General features: G+C 64.9%; 14 protein-coding genes and 1 tRNA gene. 4 read left to right on the top strand and 11 right to left on the bottom strand.

The window, feature by feature from the left end; genetic code table 11:
- Position 1: 1 nt before the first annotated feature.
- Positions 2 to 934: an electron transfer flavoprotein subunit alpha/FixB family protein gene (locus LUA85_RS16600; protein ID WP_231471468.1), complete on the top strand. Its 933-nt coding sequence runs from the start codon at positions 2 to 4 to the stop codon at positions 932 to 934.
- Positions 935 to 990: 56 nt separating this feature from the next.
- On the opposite strand, the gene LUA85_RS16605 is transcribed toward LUA85_RS16600, so the two are convergent.
- The 8 genes from LUA85_RS16605 to LUA85_RS16640 all read right to left on the bottom strand — a co-directional run bounded on the left by LUA85_RS16605 (position 991) and on the right by LUA85_RS16640 (position 8,640).
- Entirely contained in the window at positions 991 to 1,455 is a 465-nt protein-coding gene (locus LUA85_RS16605) for a GNAT family N-acetyltransferase (protein ID WP_231471470.1), read from the bottom strand.
- A 5-nt stretch (positions 1,456 to 1,460) separates the two neighbouring features.
- Positions 1,461 to 2,426, bottom strand: coding sequence for an RDD family protein (locus LUA85_RS16610; protein ID WP_231471471.1), 966 nt, complete (start codon positions 2,424 to 2,426; stop codon positions 1,461 to 1,463).
- A complete protein-coding gene (locus LUA85_RS16615; protein ID WP_231471472.1) occupies positions 2,426 to 3,496 on the bottom strand; it encodes a stage II sporulation protein M in 1,071 nt (356 codons plus the stop codon). The genes LUA85_RS16610 and LUA85_RS16615 overlap by 1 nt, the downstream gene beginning before the upstream one ends.
- Positions 3,493 to 4,821, bottom strand: a complete 1,329-nt coding sequence (locus tag LUA85_RS16620; RefSeq protein WP_231471473.1) for a DUF58 domain-containing protein — start codon at positions 4,819 to 4,821, stop codon at positions 3,493 to 3,495. Before LUA85_RS16620 ends, LUA85_RS16615 begins: the two co-directional genes overlap by 4 nt.
- On the bottom strand, positions 4,818 to 5,774 hold the full coding sequence (locus LUA85_RS16625; protein ID WP_231471913.1) for a MoxR family ATPase: 957 nt from the start codon (positions 5,772 to 5,774) through the stop codon (positions 4,818 to 4,820). Before LUA85_RS16625 ends, LUA85_RS16620 begins: the two co-directional genes overlap by 4 nt.
- Before the next feature lie 5 nt (positions 5,775 to 5,779).
- Positions 5,780 to 7,060, bottom strand: a complete 1,281-nt coding sequence (locus LUA85_RS16630; RefSeq protein ID WP_231471474.1) for a DUF4350 domain-containing protein — start codon at positions 7,058 to 7,060, stop codon at positions 5,780 to 5,782.
- Positions 7,057 to 7,677 (bottom strand): DUF4129 domain-containing protein, encoded by a 621-nt coding sequence (locus tag LUA85_RS16635; protein ID WP_231471475.1) that lies wholly within the window; start codon positions 7,675 to 7,677, stop codon positions 7,057 to 7,059. The genes LUA85_RS16630 and LUA85_RS16635 overlap by 4 nt, the downstream gene beginning before the upstream one ends.
- Before the next feature lie 72 nt (positions 7,678 to 7,749).
- Positions 7,750 to 8,640: a prephenate dehydratase gene (locus tag LUA85_RS16640; protein WP_231471476.1), complete on the bottom strand. Its 891-nt coding sequence runs from the start codon at positions 8,638 to 8,640 to the stop codon at positions 7,750 to 7,752.
- A gap of 168 nt (positions 8,641 to 8,808) precedes the next feature.
- Here LUA85_RS16640 and LUA85_RS16645 point away from each other — a divergent pair, with 168 nt between their 5' ends.
- Positions 8,809 to 9,435, top strand: a complete 627-nt coding sequence (locus tag LUA85_RS16645) for a cytochrome c family protein (protein ID WP_231471477.1) — start codon at positions 8,809 to 8,811, stop codon at positions 9,433 to 9,435.
- Between the two features lie 129 nt (positions 9,436 to 9,564).
- Entirely contained in the window at positions 9,565 to 9,948 is a 384-nt protein-coding gene (locus LUA85_RS16650; RefSeq protein ID WP_231471478.1) for a hypothetical protein, read from the top strand.
- On the opposite strand, the gene LUA85_RS16655 is transcribed toward LUA85_RS16650, so the two are convergent.
- Positions 9,938 to 10,597, bottom strand: coding sequence for an RlmE family RNA methyltransferase (locus LUA85_RS16655; RefSeq protein WP_231471479.1), 660 nt, complete (start codon positions 10,595 to 10,597; stop codon positions 9,938 to 9,940). The two genes, LUA85_RS16650 and LUA85_RS16655, sit on opposite strands and share 11 nt — an antisense overlap.
- Entirely contained in the window at positions 10,594 to 11,928 is a 1,335-nt protein-coding gene (locus tag LUA85_RS16660) for a Ppx/GppA family phosphatase (RefSeq protein ID WP_231471480.1), read from the bottom strand. Before LUA85_RS16660 ends, LUA85_RS16655 begins: the two co-directional genes overlap by 4 nt.
- Before the next feature lie 160 nt (positions 11,929 to 12,088).
- Here LUA85_RS16660 and LUA85_RS16665 point away from each other — a divergent pair.
- Positions 12,089 to 12,162: transfer RNA gene (locus LUA85_RS16665), tRNA-Gln, on the top strand.
- Positions 12,163 to 12,342: 180 nt separating this feature from the next.
- Here LUA85_RS16665 and LUA85_RS16670 read toward each other — a convergent pair.
- Positions 12,343 to 13,842, bottom strand: a complete 1,500-nt coding sequence (locus tag LUA85_RS16670) for a CoA-acylating methylmalonate-semialdehyde dehydrogenase (protein ID WP_231471481.1) — start codon at positions 13,840 to 13,842, stop codon at positions 12,343 to 12,345.
- Between the last annotated feature and the right edge of the window lie 102 nt (positions 13,843 to 13,944).

Here is a 13,944-nt window from a genome sequence, read left to right on the forward strand (position 1 = left end):
CATGGCCAAGGTTCTCGTTCTGGTCGAACACGACAACGCCTCCGTCAAGGACGCCACCCTCGCCGCGATCACGGCCGCATCGCAGCTTGGCGAAGTGACCGCCCTTGTTGCAGGCGCAGGCTGTGACGGTGCGGCAAGCGCCGCCGCGCAGATCGCAGGCGTTGCCAAGGTCCTCAAAGCCGATGACGCCGCGCTTGAAAACGCGCTGGCTGAAAACGTCGCGCCGCTCGTGGCGGGCCTGATGGCCGATTACGACGCCTTCGTCGCGCCCGCCACCACCACCGGCAAGAACGTCGCGCCGCGCGTTGCCGCGCTGCTCGATGTGATGCAGGTTTCGGACATCCTCTCGGTCGAAGGCCCCAAGACCTTCACTCGCCCGATCTACGCCGGAAACGCCATCGCCACGGTGGAATCCAGCGATGCCAAACTGGTGATCACCGTGCGCGGCACCGCCTTTGCCAAGGCCGAAGCCACCGGCGGCAGTGCCAGCGTCGAAGCCGTCGCGGCCACCGCCGACAGCGGCCTCAGCACTTTCGTCAGCGCCGAAATCGCCAAGTCCGAACGGCCTGAACTGACCAGCGCCAAGGTGATCGTTTCGGGCGGTCGCGCGTTGAAGGACGCGGCGACTTTCGAACAGGTGATCACGCCCCTGGCCGACAAGCTGAACGCGGCCATCGGCGCGAGCCGTGCTGCGGTCGATGCAGGCTATGTGCCCAACGATTACCAGGTCGGCCAGACCGGCAAGATCGTCGCCCCCGAAGTCTACATCGCGGTCGGCATCTCCGGCGCGATCCAGCACCTTGCCGGCATGAAGGACAGCAAGACCATCATCGCCATCAACAAGGACGAAGACGCCCCGATCTTCCAGGTCGCAGACCTCGGCCTCGTCGGCGACCTCTTCACGCTGGTGCCCGAACTGACGGCCAAGCTGTAAGACCTTCCCTCAACACAACCCCAAAGGCCCCGCTCATAAAGCGGGGCCTTTTTGTTTCAGCGCAAGGGAAGCGTCATACACTGGCTGAAATCGTCGAGCACGTAGTCGGCGAAGGCCTCGCAATTGACGAAGCCGTGCTTCCGATACAGCCCGATCGCCGGTTCGAAAGCCGGGCCTTGCCCAGTCTCAAGACTGACGCGCATATATCCCCGCGTCCGTGCCACTTCCAGCAGGTGCAGCAGCACCGCCTCGCCCACGCCCTTACCCAGCCATTCGGGGGATGCGCGCATCGACTTCAATTCGCCGTGGGCCGGATCGATTTCGCGGATCGCACCCATTCCGGCAAGCTCATCGCCCATCCATGCCGAATAGAACGTCACACCGGGCTGGCGCAGGCTTTCCACCGGCAGGGCGTGAACCTTGCAGGCGGGGGAACTGGCGTGCATGTTCGAAAGGTGCAAGGCCACCAGCGCCCGGATTTCCTCGCCGGACACGTCATCTTCGACGATCGTCAGTTCCATCGCCTTCACCCTCCCGTATGCTTGTCCGCCTTGCGTTTACCAAAGCGCATACCCGTTTCAAGACGGGCGCGCAGTTGGGCGTAATAGGCTTCAAGAAAGGCGCGTTCGTCGCCCGATCCCGCGCTCCAGCCAATCTTGCGGCAGATCGTCTGCGCCACGTCTCTCAGCGCTTCCTCGCGGTTTTCACGCAACACGCGCTCCAGCGTTTGCAGTTCGAACTCGCCGTAGACGGCAAGATCAGCGTCGCTGAAGCGGTATTGCGCGCCTGTCGTCGCTGAATGCCCGCGCGCGCCGCCGCTGACCGATAATGCCTGCTCCAGTTTGCGTTTGGGCGCTTCGACCACCCATGTTCCCGCGATCAGGTCTCCGCAGCGCAGCCGGTCACGGTTGAAGAACGGGAACAGCGCGAAGATGAGGAACCAGACAAGGCCCGCCCAGCCAGCAAGATCGGTATCGCCGCTTTCCGCCCAGGCTGAAGCGATGAACACCACGGGCATGAAAAGTTCGATATCACGCACCAGATTGCGCGCGATCACCGCCTCGGTCGTCAGCCTTGCGCCACCGCTGGCGCTGCCGCGCGCGGCCACGCGAATGCCGACCATGCGCTTGCCCGGCGTCGCCCCGCGTGGCCCCAGTTCGAAGAACAGGAACCACGCATTGCGGAACAGGAACAGCGCGATGATCCACAATACGCCCAGCGCCTGCACCGCATGAGCCGCAGGGCTTTTTCCTCCATCGAGATCGATCCCAGCCCCTTCGGCAATCTTGAACAGGATCAGCGTCAGCCCGATCATCGCCCCGACAATCAGGGCAAGATCGATCATCAAGGCACCGGCCCGCGCCCCGCGCGAGGCGAGCAGGAACGGCAGCGGCACCCCTTCGGGCGTGATTACCACGCGCCGCCGCTTTGCCTCGAAATCGAGCGGGGTAAGCGATGGGGCCTTGGGCCGGAACGGGAGGGTCAGCGCCATCAGACCTTCACACCCCTGCGAAACGCAAAGAAATAGCCGGTCCAGAACACGAGCATGAACGTGCCCACGGTCAGCCGTGCGGGCGTGGTATCCACAAGTTGCCGCGCGAAGCCTTCCAGCACAGCGGCGACGATCAGCATCAGTACCACGCCGGTCATCACTTGCGCCGCGCGCCGCCCGGCGGCGGCGGCGGCATCGAGGACCGAGGCATTGCCCGGAAAAGCCATTGCGCGCCCGATGTGAAGGCCCGCGGCGCCCGCCAGCAGAATCGCGAACAGTTCGGTCGTGCCGTGGATCGAAAGCCAGCCCGCGAAATCCAGTAGCAACCCCTGCCCATGAAAGAGCCACAGCATCGCCCCCAGCAAGGCGGTGTTCTGAATCAGCAGCAGCATCGTCGGCAAGCCGAAGGCAAAGCCCAGCGCAAAGCACAGGATCGAGACTTGTGCGTTGTTGCTGAACAGGCTGGCGGCAAACACGCTCATCCCGTCCTGATCCTGATTGCCGAAAATGGTGGCCCGCAACACTTCGCGGCTGGCACCGGGCACGCGCTCATCGGCAAAACCCGCGGAAACCAGGGCATAATACCATTCGGGATTGGAATCGACGAGCAGCCAGCCGACTGCCGTGCCCGCCACCATCAGCGCCAGTGCGATCAGTATGTCCGCGCCCATGGCCCGCACCGCCGCGCTCCATTCGCCACCAAGGAAGCGTTTGAACCACGACCACAACGATGCGCGAGGGCCATAGACAAGGAACCATGCCCGTTGCGTCAGCGCTTCGAGATAGACGATCAGCGCCGAATCGAGCGAAGTTTCGCGCGCGATCGAAAGACTGGAGGCCGCCGTGCGATAAAGCGCAGGCAGGGCGAGCAGATCGTCGTCGGACAGGCGGCGCATCCGCCCCGCCTCCATGTTCGTGACAATCGCTTCCAGCCGCTTCCATTCGCCCTCGCGCTCCAGCCGGAAGCGGTCCGAGCGCAAGGCCGCCTGTTCTGCCGCCACGGCCTGCTGCGGGGCCTTAGCAAACCAGCCGCCGATCTTCTGCGCGATTGTGGGGGCTGTGGCCGTCATCCGATACGCCCCTCGCGCTTGACCGCCAGATAAGCGTCCAGCAACCGCGTACCGATCTTGTCATGCGGGGCTTCGATCACCCGCACACCAATGTGACGCAGGCGCCGCAGCACCAGTGCGCGCTGCCGGATCAGCGAATTGGCGGTCACCGCCGCTGCGACCGCCTGCATGTCTTCGACCGGGGCCGCCACGATCCGGGCAAGATCGGCATCGGTCATCACCACGAACAGCACGACATGGCGCTCAACCAGCCGTCCGACATTCTCGACCATAAGTTCGGCGCTGGTCGGATCGGCAAAATCGGAAAACAGCACAATCAATGATCGGCGCTGGAGGCGGGCGGCGAGTGTGGACAGCGCCAGCGTGAAATTCGGTTCGCCGGGATGATAGTCCAGCCCCGCCGCTGCGCGCTGCAACCGCGCGAAATCGCGGCTTGACGTGACGAAGGGCGTGGCGACTTCGGGCCGCGCGGCAAAGCCGAACAGGGCCACCCGATCCTGCGCCTTCAACGCGACATAGGCGGTGGTCAGCGCGGCGGTGACCGCACGGTCGATGCGCGGCAGGCCTTCGATCGGTTCGCACATCGCCTGCCCGCAATCGAACGCGAACACGATCTGGTTGTTGCGCTCGACCTCGTATTCCTTGGCATAGAGGCGCGCGTGGCGGGCCGAGCTTTTCCAGTCGATCCGGCGGCGGTCCATGCCCGGTTCGTATTCGGCCAGCGCCTCAAAATCGGTGCCCTCGCCACGAATGCGCCGGGCGATCAGGCCGAACTGGGCATCGCGCAGGAATATCTGGAGGGCCGGGCTGCGCACCGGGGCGATGTTGGGCCAGACGCGCACCATGCTGTCCAGCGCACGGCTGGTCTGGCGATGGGCAAGGCCGAGCGGGCCGGTCCAGCGCAGCCATATGCGGGACACCGTCCCCGTTCCGCGCCGATTGGGGGTGAGGCTGGTCGAACCGCTCCACGTCCCATCCTGCGGGTTCAGGCCAAGCGCGATGCGGCCACCGGGGGCAAGGCGCGGATCGCATTCCAGCGCGGCTTCAGGCTGCGCGCGCCGCCCTGCGCGGACCAGATCGGCCAGCACGGTCAGCGTTGCGGCCTCGCCCACTTCGGCATCGGCGGGCACGATCACGCGCAGGTCCGCCATCGTTCCGGCAAACAGCCCGTCAAGCAGCACCAGCACAAGCATGGCTCCGCCAATCGCGGGCGCGGCGATCCATGCGCCGGGCGCGGCGGCGGCGAGAATCAGTGCCAGCGGCGCCAGCCCCGCCACGATCAGCACCGCGCGCCGCGTGGGCAGCAAGGCGGCGGGTCGGTTCAACGCGGCGCTTCCGTGGCGTCCACCAGCGCCGCGACGATGGCCTCGACCTGCTTGCCCTCGATCTCTGCCGCCGGGCTGAGCAGCAGCCGGTGGCGCAGGACGGCCGTGGCGAGCGCCTTGACGTCATCGGGGATCACATACCCCCGGCCATCCAGCGCGGCACGGGCGCGCGCAGCCCCTGCCAGCAACACGGCGGCGCGCGGCGATGCGCCCGCCACAAGATCACCGGTTTCGCGCGTGGCGCGCACCAGCCGCACCACGTAATCGACGATCGATTCAGCCAAGGTCACGCCCGCAACGGCGTCACCCGCGCGCGCCAGTTCGGTGCTGCCGGTCACTGCCGCAATGCCCATTTGCGCAGGCTTGGGGGCGCCGCGCCCCTCGCCGTAACGGGTGACGATCCGGGCTTCTTCTTCCGCCGATGGATAGCCCACCAGCAGCTTGAACAGGAAACGGTCAAGCTGCGCTTCGGGCAAGGGATAAACGCCCTGGCTCTCGATCGGGTTCTGGGTGGCGACGACCATGAAGCGGTCCGACAAGGCATGGGCCTCGCCATCCAGTGTCACCCGGCGCTCCTGCATCGCCTCAAGCAGGGCGGCCTGCGTCTTGGGCGGGGTGCGGTTGATTTCATCGGCGAGCAGCAATTCGTGGAAGATCGGCCCGCGCGTCAAGGTGAACTGGCTGGTCTGGAAGTTGAACAGGTTGGACCCCAGAATGTCTCCCGGCATCAGGTCGGGCGTGAACTGGATGCGCCCGAAATCCAGCCCCAGCGAGGCGGCAAGGCACTGGGCGAGAAACGTCTTGGCGGTGCCCGGAGGGCCTTCGAGCAGGACGTGCCCGCCCGCGAACAGCGCGACGAGGAGGTGGTCGAGCACCTCTTCCTGTCCGACCACGGCCTTGCCCACTTCGCCGCGAATCCTCGCCGCCAGCGCGCCAAGCTCCTCAAGGGTCATTTCGCTCACGTCAGGTCCTTTTCGATCTGGTGGACCACGGCGGCGCGCCGGGTCAGGTCATGCGGTTTGCGCGCTGCGCGCAAATGTGCGGCGGCGGCGGAAAAACGGGGCCCCTGAAGCCCGCGCCGGTCCTGCGCGGCATCGATCAGCTGCTCGGTCTGCTCGGCTGATTGACCGCGCGGCAGGCCCAGCGCAAACGCCAGCCGCTCACGCGCAGCGTTGGCATAGGGCGCGGCGACAAGGTGCACACGGCCCGCGCGGCGAATCAGTCCGGCAGCATTCGCTACCAGCGCGGCCTTTCCGTTGACGATCTCAGGGCCGGATTGCAGCGCCGGGCCAAAGCGATGGAACGCGCGCCACATCACCGCAAGCGCGGCAAGGAGGAGGCACAGTGTTGCCGCAAGGAACGGTGGTTCGAACGCCAGCGTCAGCAGATTGCGGCTTGCGCCAAAGCCGTTGAAGGTCATGTCAAAGGCAAAGGGCTGGCTGCGGTTGTCCGCCGTGGCCAGGATCAGGTCGCGCGCCATCAGCGCGGTCGCCTTGTCGGCAAGCCCCCAGTTGTCGAGCAGGTCCGGTTCGAACACCAGCACCACGGGATAAAGGCCCTCGTCATCACCGCCATAACCGGGATCGATCCCGGCGAACTGGTTGAGCGCGGGGTAATAGCCATCGTCATCCAGCCAGGCGGCAAGAACCTTGCCGTTGCCCGCGTTGACGATGGGCACCAGACCCCTGCCCGATCCTGTCTCCACCTGCCGGTCATCGGGTAATGGCCCTCGCCTGCCTCCAACCCGCCATCCGCCCGCAGGGGCCGACTTTTCGGTGCCGATCTCGACCGTCACATTGTCGGCAAAGCCTTCCCATTGTGGTGCGGATGTGCCGAAAACCTGCACCCAACCGCGCTTGGCCTTCTTGCCGGATACCCCAACGGCCATCCACTTGGGCGTGACCACGATGGTCGGACCGACATAGCGCCGCGCCTCGACCACTTTGGCGATGTCCTTGCCATCGGCCTCTGCAGGCGGAGTCAGGATCAGCAATCCGGGCGTCGTTTCCAGGGTTCGGCGATTGCGCTGGCGGACAACGTCGAGGTCTTCTGCCTCAAGCATTCTGGCGATACCGGCATAGCCATTGAGACCATGCCCGCCCACATGCGCGCCGCCATTGTTGCCGCTGCCGCCGGTGTTGTTGCCAAGGAACCATAGCAGCGCCACGAACGCCAACGCGCCGACCAGCAGCATCCCGATCACGGTGCCGCGCGGAAACGGTGAGACCTGACTGCTCATGCGACCACCTCGATCCGCTCCAGCGCGAACCGGGCATAGGCCGCGCGCGCCGCAGACCAGTCAGCCGAATCGAGACAGCGCAGGGCGTAGCGCGCCCGCTCGACCAGTCCGGCAATCTCGGCAAAGGCGTGGCGGGCGCTTTGCGGAAGGGCGGCAATGGCCCCGATCTCGCGCGCCGTGCTTGACGGCGTCAGCCAATCGGGCCGGACACGGGCAATCTGGCCGATGCTGCGCTGAAGCAGAAGATGAGCGGCTTCATCGAAGCGACCCTCTGCGGCCAGCCGGTCCGCGTCTTCCAGCAGCGCCAGCGCCTCTTCGCGGGCAGGCGTCCATTCAGGCGCGGGAACTTTGGCCCGACCCCGGCGCTCCCGCCACAAAGGCCACAGCAGCGTCCACGCGATCCATGCCGCGCCGATGCCTGCCCCGGCCAGCAGCGCCAGTTCGACCCAGTTCCAGCTTGCGCCCAGCATGCGCCCGAACGGCGAAAGCAGCCATTCGAGAAAGCGCCCCAGCGCTTTCAGCCATTCCGGCGTAACCGGAACAGGATCGGGCGGGACGGGCGCAAACTGGATGTCGCCGGAATCGCGAATCGCACCCCACGCCTTTTCCGCTGTCACTGTATCATTGCTTGAAGGGGATGCCGCCACGTCGGCATTGGTCGCACGTGAAACCGCCGTGGGCAAGCGCAACTAACCCCGTATGCGCTCCATCGGGTAAGTGCCCAACATGCGCAGCCGCTTGGCGAAGTATTCCAGCTCGTCCAACGCGCGGTCGACAGCCGGATCGCCAGGTGCCCCCACGATGTCGGCAAAGAATTCGGTCGCGGCAAAGCTCGCCCCGCGCTGGTAGCTTTCCAGCTTGGTCATGTTGACGCCGTTGGTGGCAAAGCCGCCCAGCGCCTTGTAAAGCGCGGCGGGAATGTTGCGCACTTCGAACACGAAGGTCGTCATCGCCGGGACCTTGATGGCCGCAGGGTCCAGCGGGGTCTTCGAAAGGATCACGAAGCGTGTGGTGTTGTCATGCGCGTCCTCGACGTTGTGCTCGATCACCTTCAGGCCATAAAGCTCTGCCGCAATCGCCGGGGCAAGCGCCGCAACCGTGGGATCGCCCAGTTCGGCAACATAGGCCGCGGCACCCGCCGTATCGGCATAGCTCAACGGCACGATGCCCCGCTCGCGCAAGTAGAATCGCGATTGGCCCAGCGCCTGCGGGTGGCTGTAAGCGGCGGTGAACGGGCCATCGCCCAGCGCCATCAGGCTGGCGTGAATATCAAGGAAATGTTCGCCGGTGATCGACAACCCGCTTTCCGGCAGCAGGAAATGAATGTCGGCAACACGACCGTTCTGTGAATTTTCGATCGGAATGATCGCCCGGCCCGCACGGCCTTCCTTCACGGCATCCAGCGCATCTTCGAAAGAGAAGCATGGCAAGGGCAGGCAATCGGGCAGCGCTTCCATTGCAGCCCGGTGCGAATTCGCACCCGGAGCGCCCTGGAACGACACTGCGCGCGCGGGATCGGCCTTGGCGGCGGCGGCCATCTGCTCGACCAGGGCGAGCGCGGGGGCGGGATAGCTCTGCATGGTGCCAGCGCGATTAGGCCGGTGTTGCACAGGCGGCAAGGGCAGCTTGGCGCTTTTGGGCGATTTACGCGTCAAACCATCTTGCGCTGCGGCGGGGCGGTCACTAGAGCGAGCCGCAACTCGCGCGGGGGTCGGCAGGGTGTCGGCGTGCGCCAATGGGGCTCGTAAATGGACGATCGTTTCAACACCATCGCCGGATGGACCTTGTTCGGGGGCATCGTTGCTCTGGGCCTTTCCAGCCTTTCGGCACACTATTTCCTGGCCGACAAGGAACACCGCCCTGAAAAGATGGGCTATGCCATCGAAGGCGTGGAAGAAGAAGCTGGCGCAGGCGGCGAAAAGGAACTGCCGCTGGCAAACCTTCTGGCCGCTGGCGATGTTGCCAAGGGTGAAGCCGTTTTTGCCAAGTGCAAGGCCTGCCACACCGCCGCACAGGGCGGCGCAAGCGGCATCGGCCCGAATCTGTTCGGGATCGTTGGCAAGCCCGTCGGCAAGCATGCCGCAGGTTTTGCCTATTCGGCAGACCTTGCCGCCAAGGGCGGAAACTGGGATTTCGCCACGCTCGACACATGGCTGAAGAACCCCAAGGCATTCGCCGCCGGCACCAAGATGTCGTTCGCGGGCCTGCCCAAGGGCGAAGACCGCGCCAACGTCATCCTCTATCTCAACTCGCTCGGCTCGAACCTGCCGCTGCCTGCGCCTGAAGCGGCTCCGGCGGAAGAGGCTGCTCCGGCAGATGCGGCCGCATCGGATGCTGCTGCAGAATCAGCACCCTCGGAAGCTGCGGCGGAATAAGCCAACGCATCAGACTAATGCAAAGGGCGCCGGAAGCAGTTCCGGCGCCCTTTTCGCATGGCCTTCAAGGCAATTGCGCCATCATCGCAGCCGGGGCACACCTCCCGCTCGATGACAGGAGGATTGTCCATGCGCCCGCTTATTGCCGCGTTGTTCGCGCTTGCCGCCCACACTGCCATTGCGGCCGAACCTGCGGCCACGCTCGATGGCCAGTGGACGGTCGATCTCTCAGCCGATCCGGCGCAACCCTATACGAAGCCGATGGTGCTGGCGCTGCAACCCGACGGCACCGTCAAGGGCAGCTTCTATGAAAGCGAGATCCTTTCCGGGCGCTGGAAAACCGATCGGGGCCGCACGTGCGCAAGCTTCCGCACGACCGATGGCGCAGGGCCATATCACACCTCGGCCTGCCTCGTGGCCGATCGGGTTGAGGGCCAGACCTGGGCAGAGCATCGCAATTTCCTGTTCAACTGGAATGCGGCGCGCGGTCTGCCTGTTCGTCCTACCCCTTGAAGCCTTGGGCGATCACGTACCACTCGGATGAATCCTTGCGGCTCGATGGGGGCTTGGCGTGCTTCACCGTGGTGAAATTCTTCTTGAGGATGGTGAGCAGTTCGGCATCGGTGCCGCCCGCAAAAACCTTGGCGACAAAGGCGCCGCCGGGCGAAAGCGAAGTGATCGCAAAGTCCACCGCCGTTTCGACCAGGCCCATCGTGCGCAAGTGATCGGTCTGTTTGTGGCCCACGGTATTGGCCGCCATGTCGCACACCACAAGATCAGGCGGGCCATCAAGCGCCCCCTGCAACGCGGCAGGGGCCTCGTCTGCCATGAAGTCCATCTCGAAGATCGTCACGCCCTCGATCGGCTCTGTCGGCAAGAGGTCGATGCCCACGACCTTGGCCGAAGGCGCCTTCTTGCGCACGACCTGACTCCACCCGCCCGGCGCGATGCCCAGATCAACCACGCGTTTTGCGTTGCGCAGCAGGCTGAACTTCTCGTCCAGTTCGATCAGCTTGAACGCGGCGCGGCTGCGCCAGCCTTCGGCGCGGGCCTGCTTTACATAAGGATCGTTGATCTGCCGCGTGAGCCAGCGCGATGACGATGCTGTACGCTTCTTGGCCGTGCGCAAGCGCTCGTTGGGGTCCTTGCCGGATCGGCTCATGCTGCAAAATTCCGTTGTTGGGCAGGGGGGCGGGCAGGATCGCCGCCACCAGCCATGAGGCTGCGCAGGATGCCTTCGCGAATGCCGCGATCGGCAATGCCAAGGCGATCGGCCGGCCAGATGTCGAGAATCGATTCGAGAATTGCGCAACCCGCCACCACCAGATCGGACCGTTCGCGCCCGATGCATGGCAAGGCGACGCGTTCGGCATGCGACATGCGTGAAAGGTTCTGGCTGATCGCCCGCATCGAATCGGCGGGCACCACAAGGCCGTCAACCGCCCGCCGGTCGTACTGCGGTAGTTCCAGATGCAGGCTCGCCAGCGTCGTCACCGTGCCACTGGTGCCGAGCAGGCGGATGCGGGCCTGCGCCTGCGCCGCCTCGCGCATCGGCCCGACCCGCAGCGCGAAATCGGCAAAGCCCTCATCCACGCGGCGGCGCATTTCGGCATAGGCTTCGGCGCGCGCCTCTGCGCTGTCGGCGATCGGCCCCACGCTTTCCGTCAGCGATACCACGCCCCACGGTGCGGATTGCCAGTCAAGGATGCGCGGCACCGTTTCGCCGGTTTCCACCAGCACCATCTCGGTCGACCCGCCGCCGATGTCGAAGATCATCGCCGGGCCTTCACCCTGTTCCAGCAGGATGTGGCAACCCAGCACCGCCAGCCGCGCCTCTTCCTGCGCGGTGATGATGTTCAGGCGGATGCCGGTTTCCTCGCGCACACGCTGGATGAACTCCGCACCGTTGCTGGCGCGGCGGCAGGCCTCTGTCGCCACCGATCGCGCAAGGTGGACATTGCGCTTGCGCAGCTTGTCGGCACACACGTGCAGCGCGGCCAGCGCGCGGTCCATCGCTTCGTCCGAAAGCCGCCCGGTCTGCGCAAGCCCTTCGCCCAGCCGCACCACGCGGCTGAACGCATCGATCACCACGAAGTGTTCGCCCGAAGGCCTTGCGATCAGCAACCGGCAGTTGTTAGTGCCAAGATCGATGGCAGCATAAGCCTGACGGTGATGCGGCATCGGCTTTTGCCACGTTGCAGCACGTTCGGGTGCAATCGCTACTGTTGGCGCTGCTGTGGACGTTTCCGGGGACGTTTCCAGCGACGCTTCTGGCCCGCCTGCGGGCGCAACCGGCGCTTCGTGCGCTGTGTCCGCCCCTGGCGAGGGAGGACTGGTCTTGCCGGCGGCGTTGGGCGGGAGGCTGCTCCCGGTAGAATTGCGGCCCGGTCGAGACTTGCGCCGTCCCTTTTTCCGGTTGCCGTTTGTCGTGTCGGCCTTGTTCCTGCCGGATCGTACGCCTTGCCCAGTGGCCGGCGGATGGTTCTCCGCCATAAATCAAATTCACTTATGTTTTCCCGCGCCGCATGATGCCTGCCGGGTACTTGCCCGCAATGCTAGCGATGCAGCGCCCGCCCCGCAAGGCCAGCCCCCAAAAATGCCGTTTCACCCGCTTGACTCCCGCATTTCCCCCGCCTACTTGCGCGCCTCTCGCTGCCCCGTCGTCTAATGGTAAGACTACGGATTCTGATTCCGTCTATCGAGGTTCGAATCCTCGCGGGGCATCCACCACCAAATCGCCAGATGTCTGAATTTGCATGATTTTCATGCGAAGTGGTTGAACCCGCGCGCCTTCAGCGCGCTGGCGCTTCCTGAGACATGATGGCGTGATCCCTCCGAACGTGAAAAAGGGGCCGCTCCGAAGATCGGAGCGGCCCCTCTTGTCCGTTCGGCGTAGCGCCGGGCGGCTTACTTCATCGTCGGGATGACGAAGCTCTGGTCGACGATGGCGCCGCCGCTGGGCCAGCGCTGCGTAACCTTCTTGGTGCGCGTGTAGAAGCGCACACCGTCCATGCCGTACTGATCCATATCGCCGAAGCCCGAACGCTTCCAGCCGCCGAAGCTGTGGTAAGCGACCGGAACCGGGATCGGCACGTTGATGCCGACCATGCCGACTTCGACCTGGGCGGCAAACTTGCGCGCATAATCGCCGTTGCGCGTGAAGATCGCCACGCCATTGCCGTACTGGTGCTCCGAGGGGTAGCGCAGCGCTTCCTCGAAGGTTTCGGCGCGCAGGATCTGAAGCACAGGGCCGAAGATTTCTTCCTGGTAGCTCTGCATGTCGGGCTTGACGTGATCGAGCAGCGTGGGGGCAAGGAAGAAGCCTTCTTCATAGCCCTGGAGCGAGAAGCCCCGACCATCGACCACCAGTTCGGCGCCTTCGTCGACGGCCATCTGGATGTAAGCTTCGACCTTGGCCTTGTGCGCGGCGCCGACAACCGGGCCGTAATGGGCATCGGGGTCGGTCGAGATGCCCACGCGCAGGCCTTCGATTGCGGTCAGCAGCTTCGCGCGCAGGGCAACGGCGGTCGCCTCGCCCACCGGCGTCACGACCGGAAGCGCCATGCAGCGTTCGCCTGCCGAACCATAGGCCGAGCCGATGATGTCGGCCACAGCCTGATCAAGATCGGCATCGGGCATAACGATACCGTGGTTCTTGGCCCCGCCCATGCACTGCATGCGCTTGCCGTTGGCGGCACCACGACCATAAACGTACTGCGCGATATCGGACGAACCGACGAAGCTCACCGCCTTGACGTCCTTGTGATCGAGAATCGCATCGACGATTTCCTTGTCACCGTGGACGACATTGAGGATGCCTGCGGGAAGCCCGGCTTCCAGCGCCAGTTCGGCAAGGCGCACCGGCACCGAAGGATCGCGTTCCGAAGGCTTGAGGATGAACGCGTTGCCGCAAGCGATTGCAGGCGCGCACATCCACAGCGGAATCATCGCAGGGAAATTGAACGGGGTAATGCCGGCGACCACACCGAGCGGCTGGCGCATCGAATAGACATCAATGCCCGGACCTGCGCCTTCGGTATATTCACCCTTCAGCAGGTGGGGAATGCCGCAGGCGAATTCGACGACTTCAAGCCCGCGCTGGATATCGCCCTTCGAATCGGCGATGACCTTGCCATGTTCGAGGCTGAGCATTTCGGCCAGTTCGTCCATGTGTTTTTCGATCAGTTCCTTGAAACGGAACATCACGCGTGCGCGGCGCTGGGGGTTCTGTGCGGCCCAGGCGACTTGCGCGGCCTTGGCATCAGCAACCGCCTGATCGAGCGTTGCAGGGCTGGCGAGTTCGACTTGCGCCTGCACCTGGCCGGTCGACGGGTTGTACACATCGCCGGTGCGCGCACCGGCAACTGGAGCGGCTGCTCCGGCGATGAAATGAGTGATCGTACGCATCGGCTTGTTCTCCTCGCCCCTCGTCGGGCAGCCCTGACTGGGCACCCCTGGTTGGACGGTGCCTCGCATACTCCTTTGCACTGTGCGGACATAGGCCATATG

Origin of the sequence: Novosphingobium sp. CECT 9465, assembly GCF_920987055.1 — a bacterium.
Lineage (GTDB): Bacteria > Pseudomonadota > Alphaproteobacteria > Sphingomonadales > Sphingomonadaceae > Novosphingobium.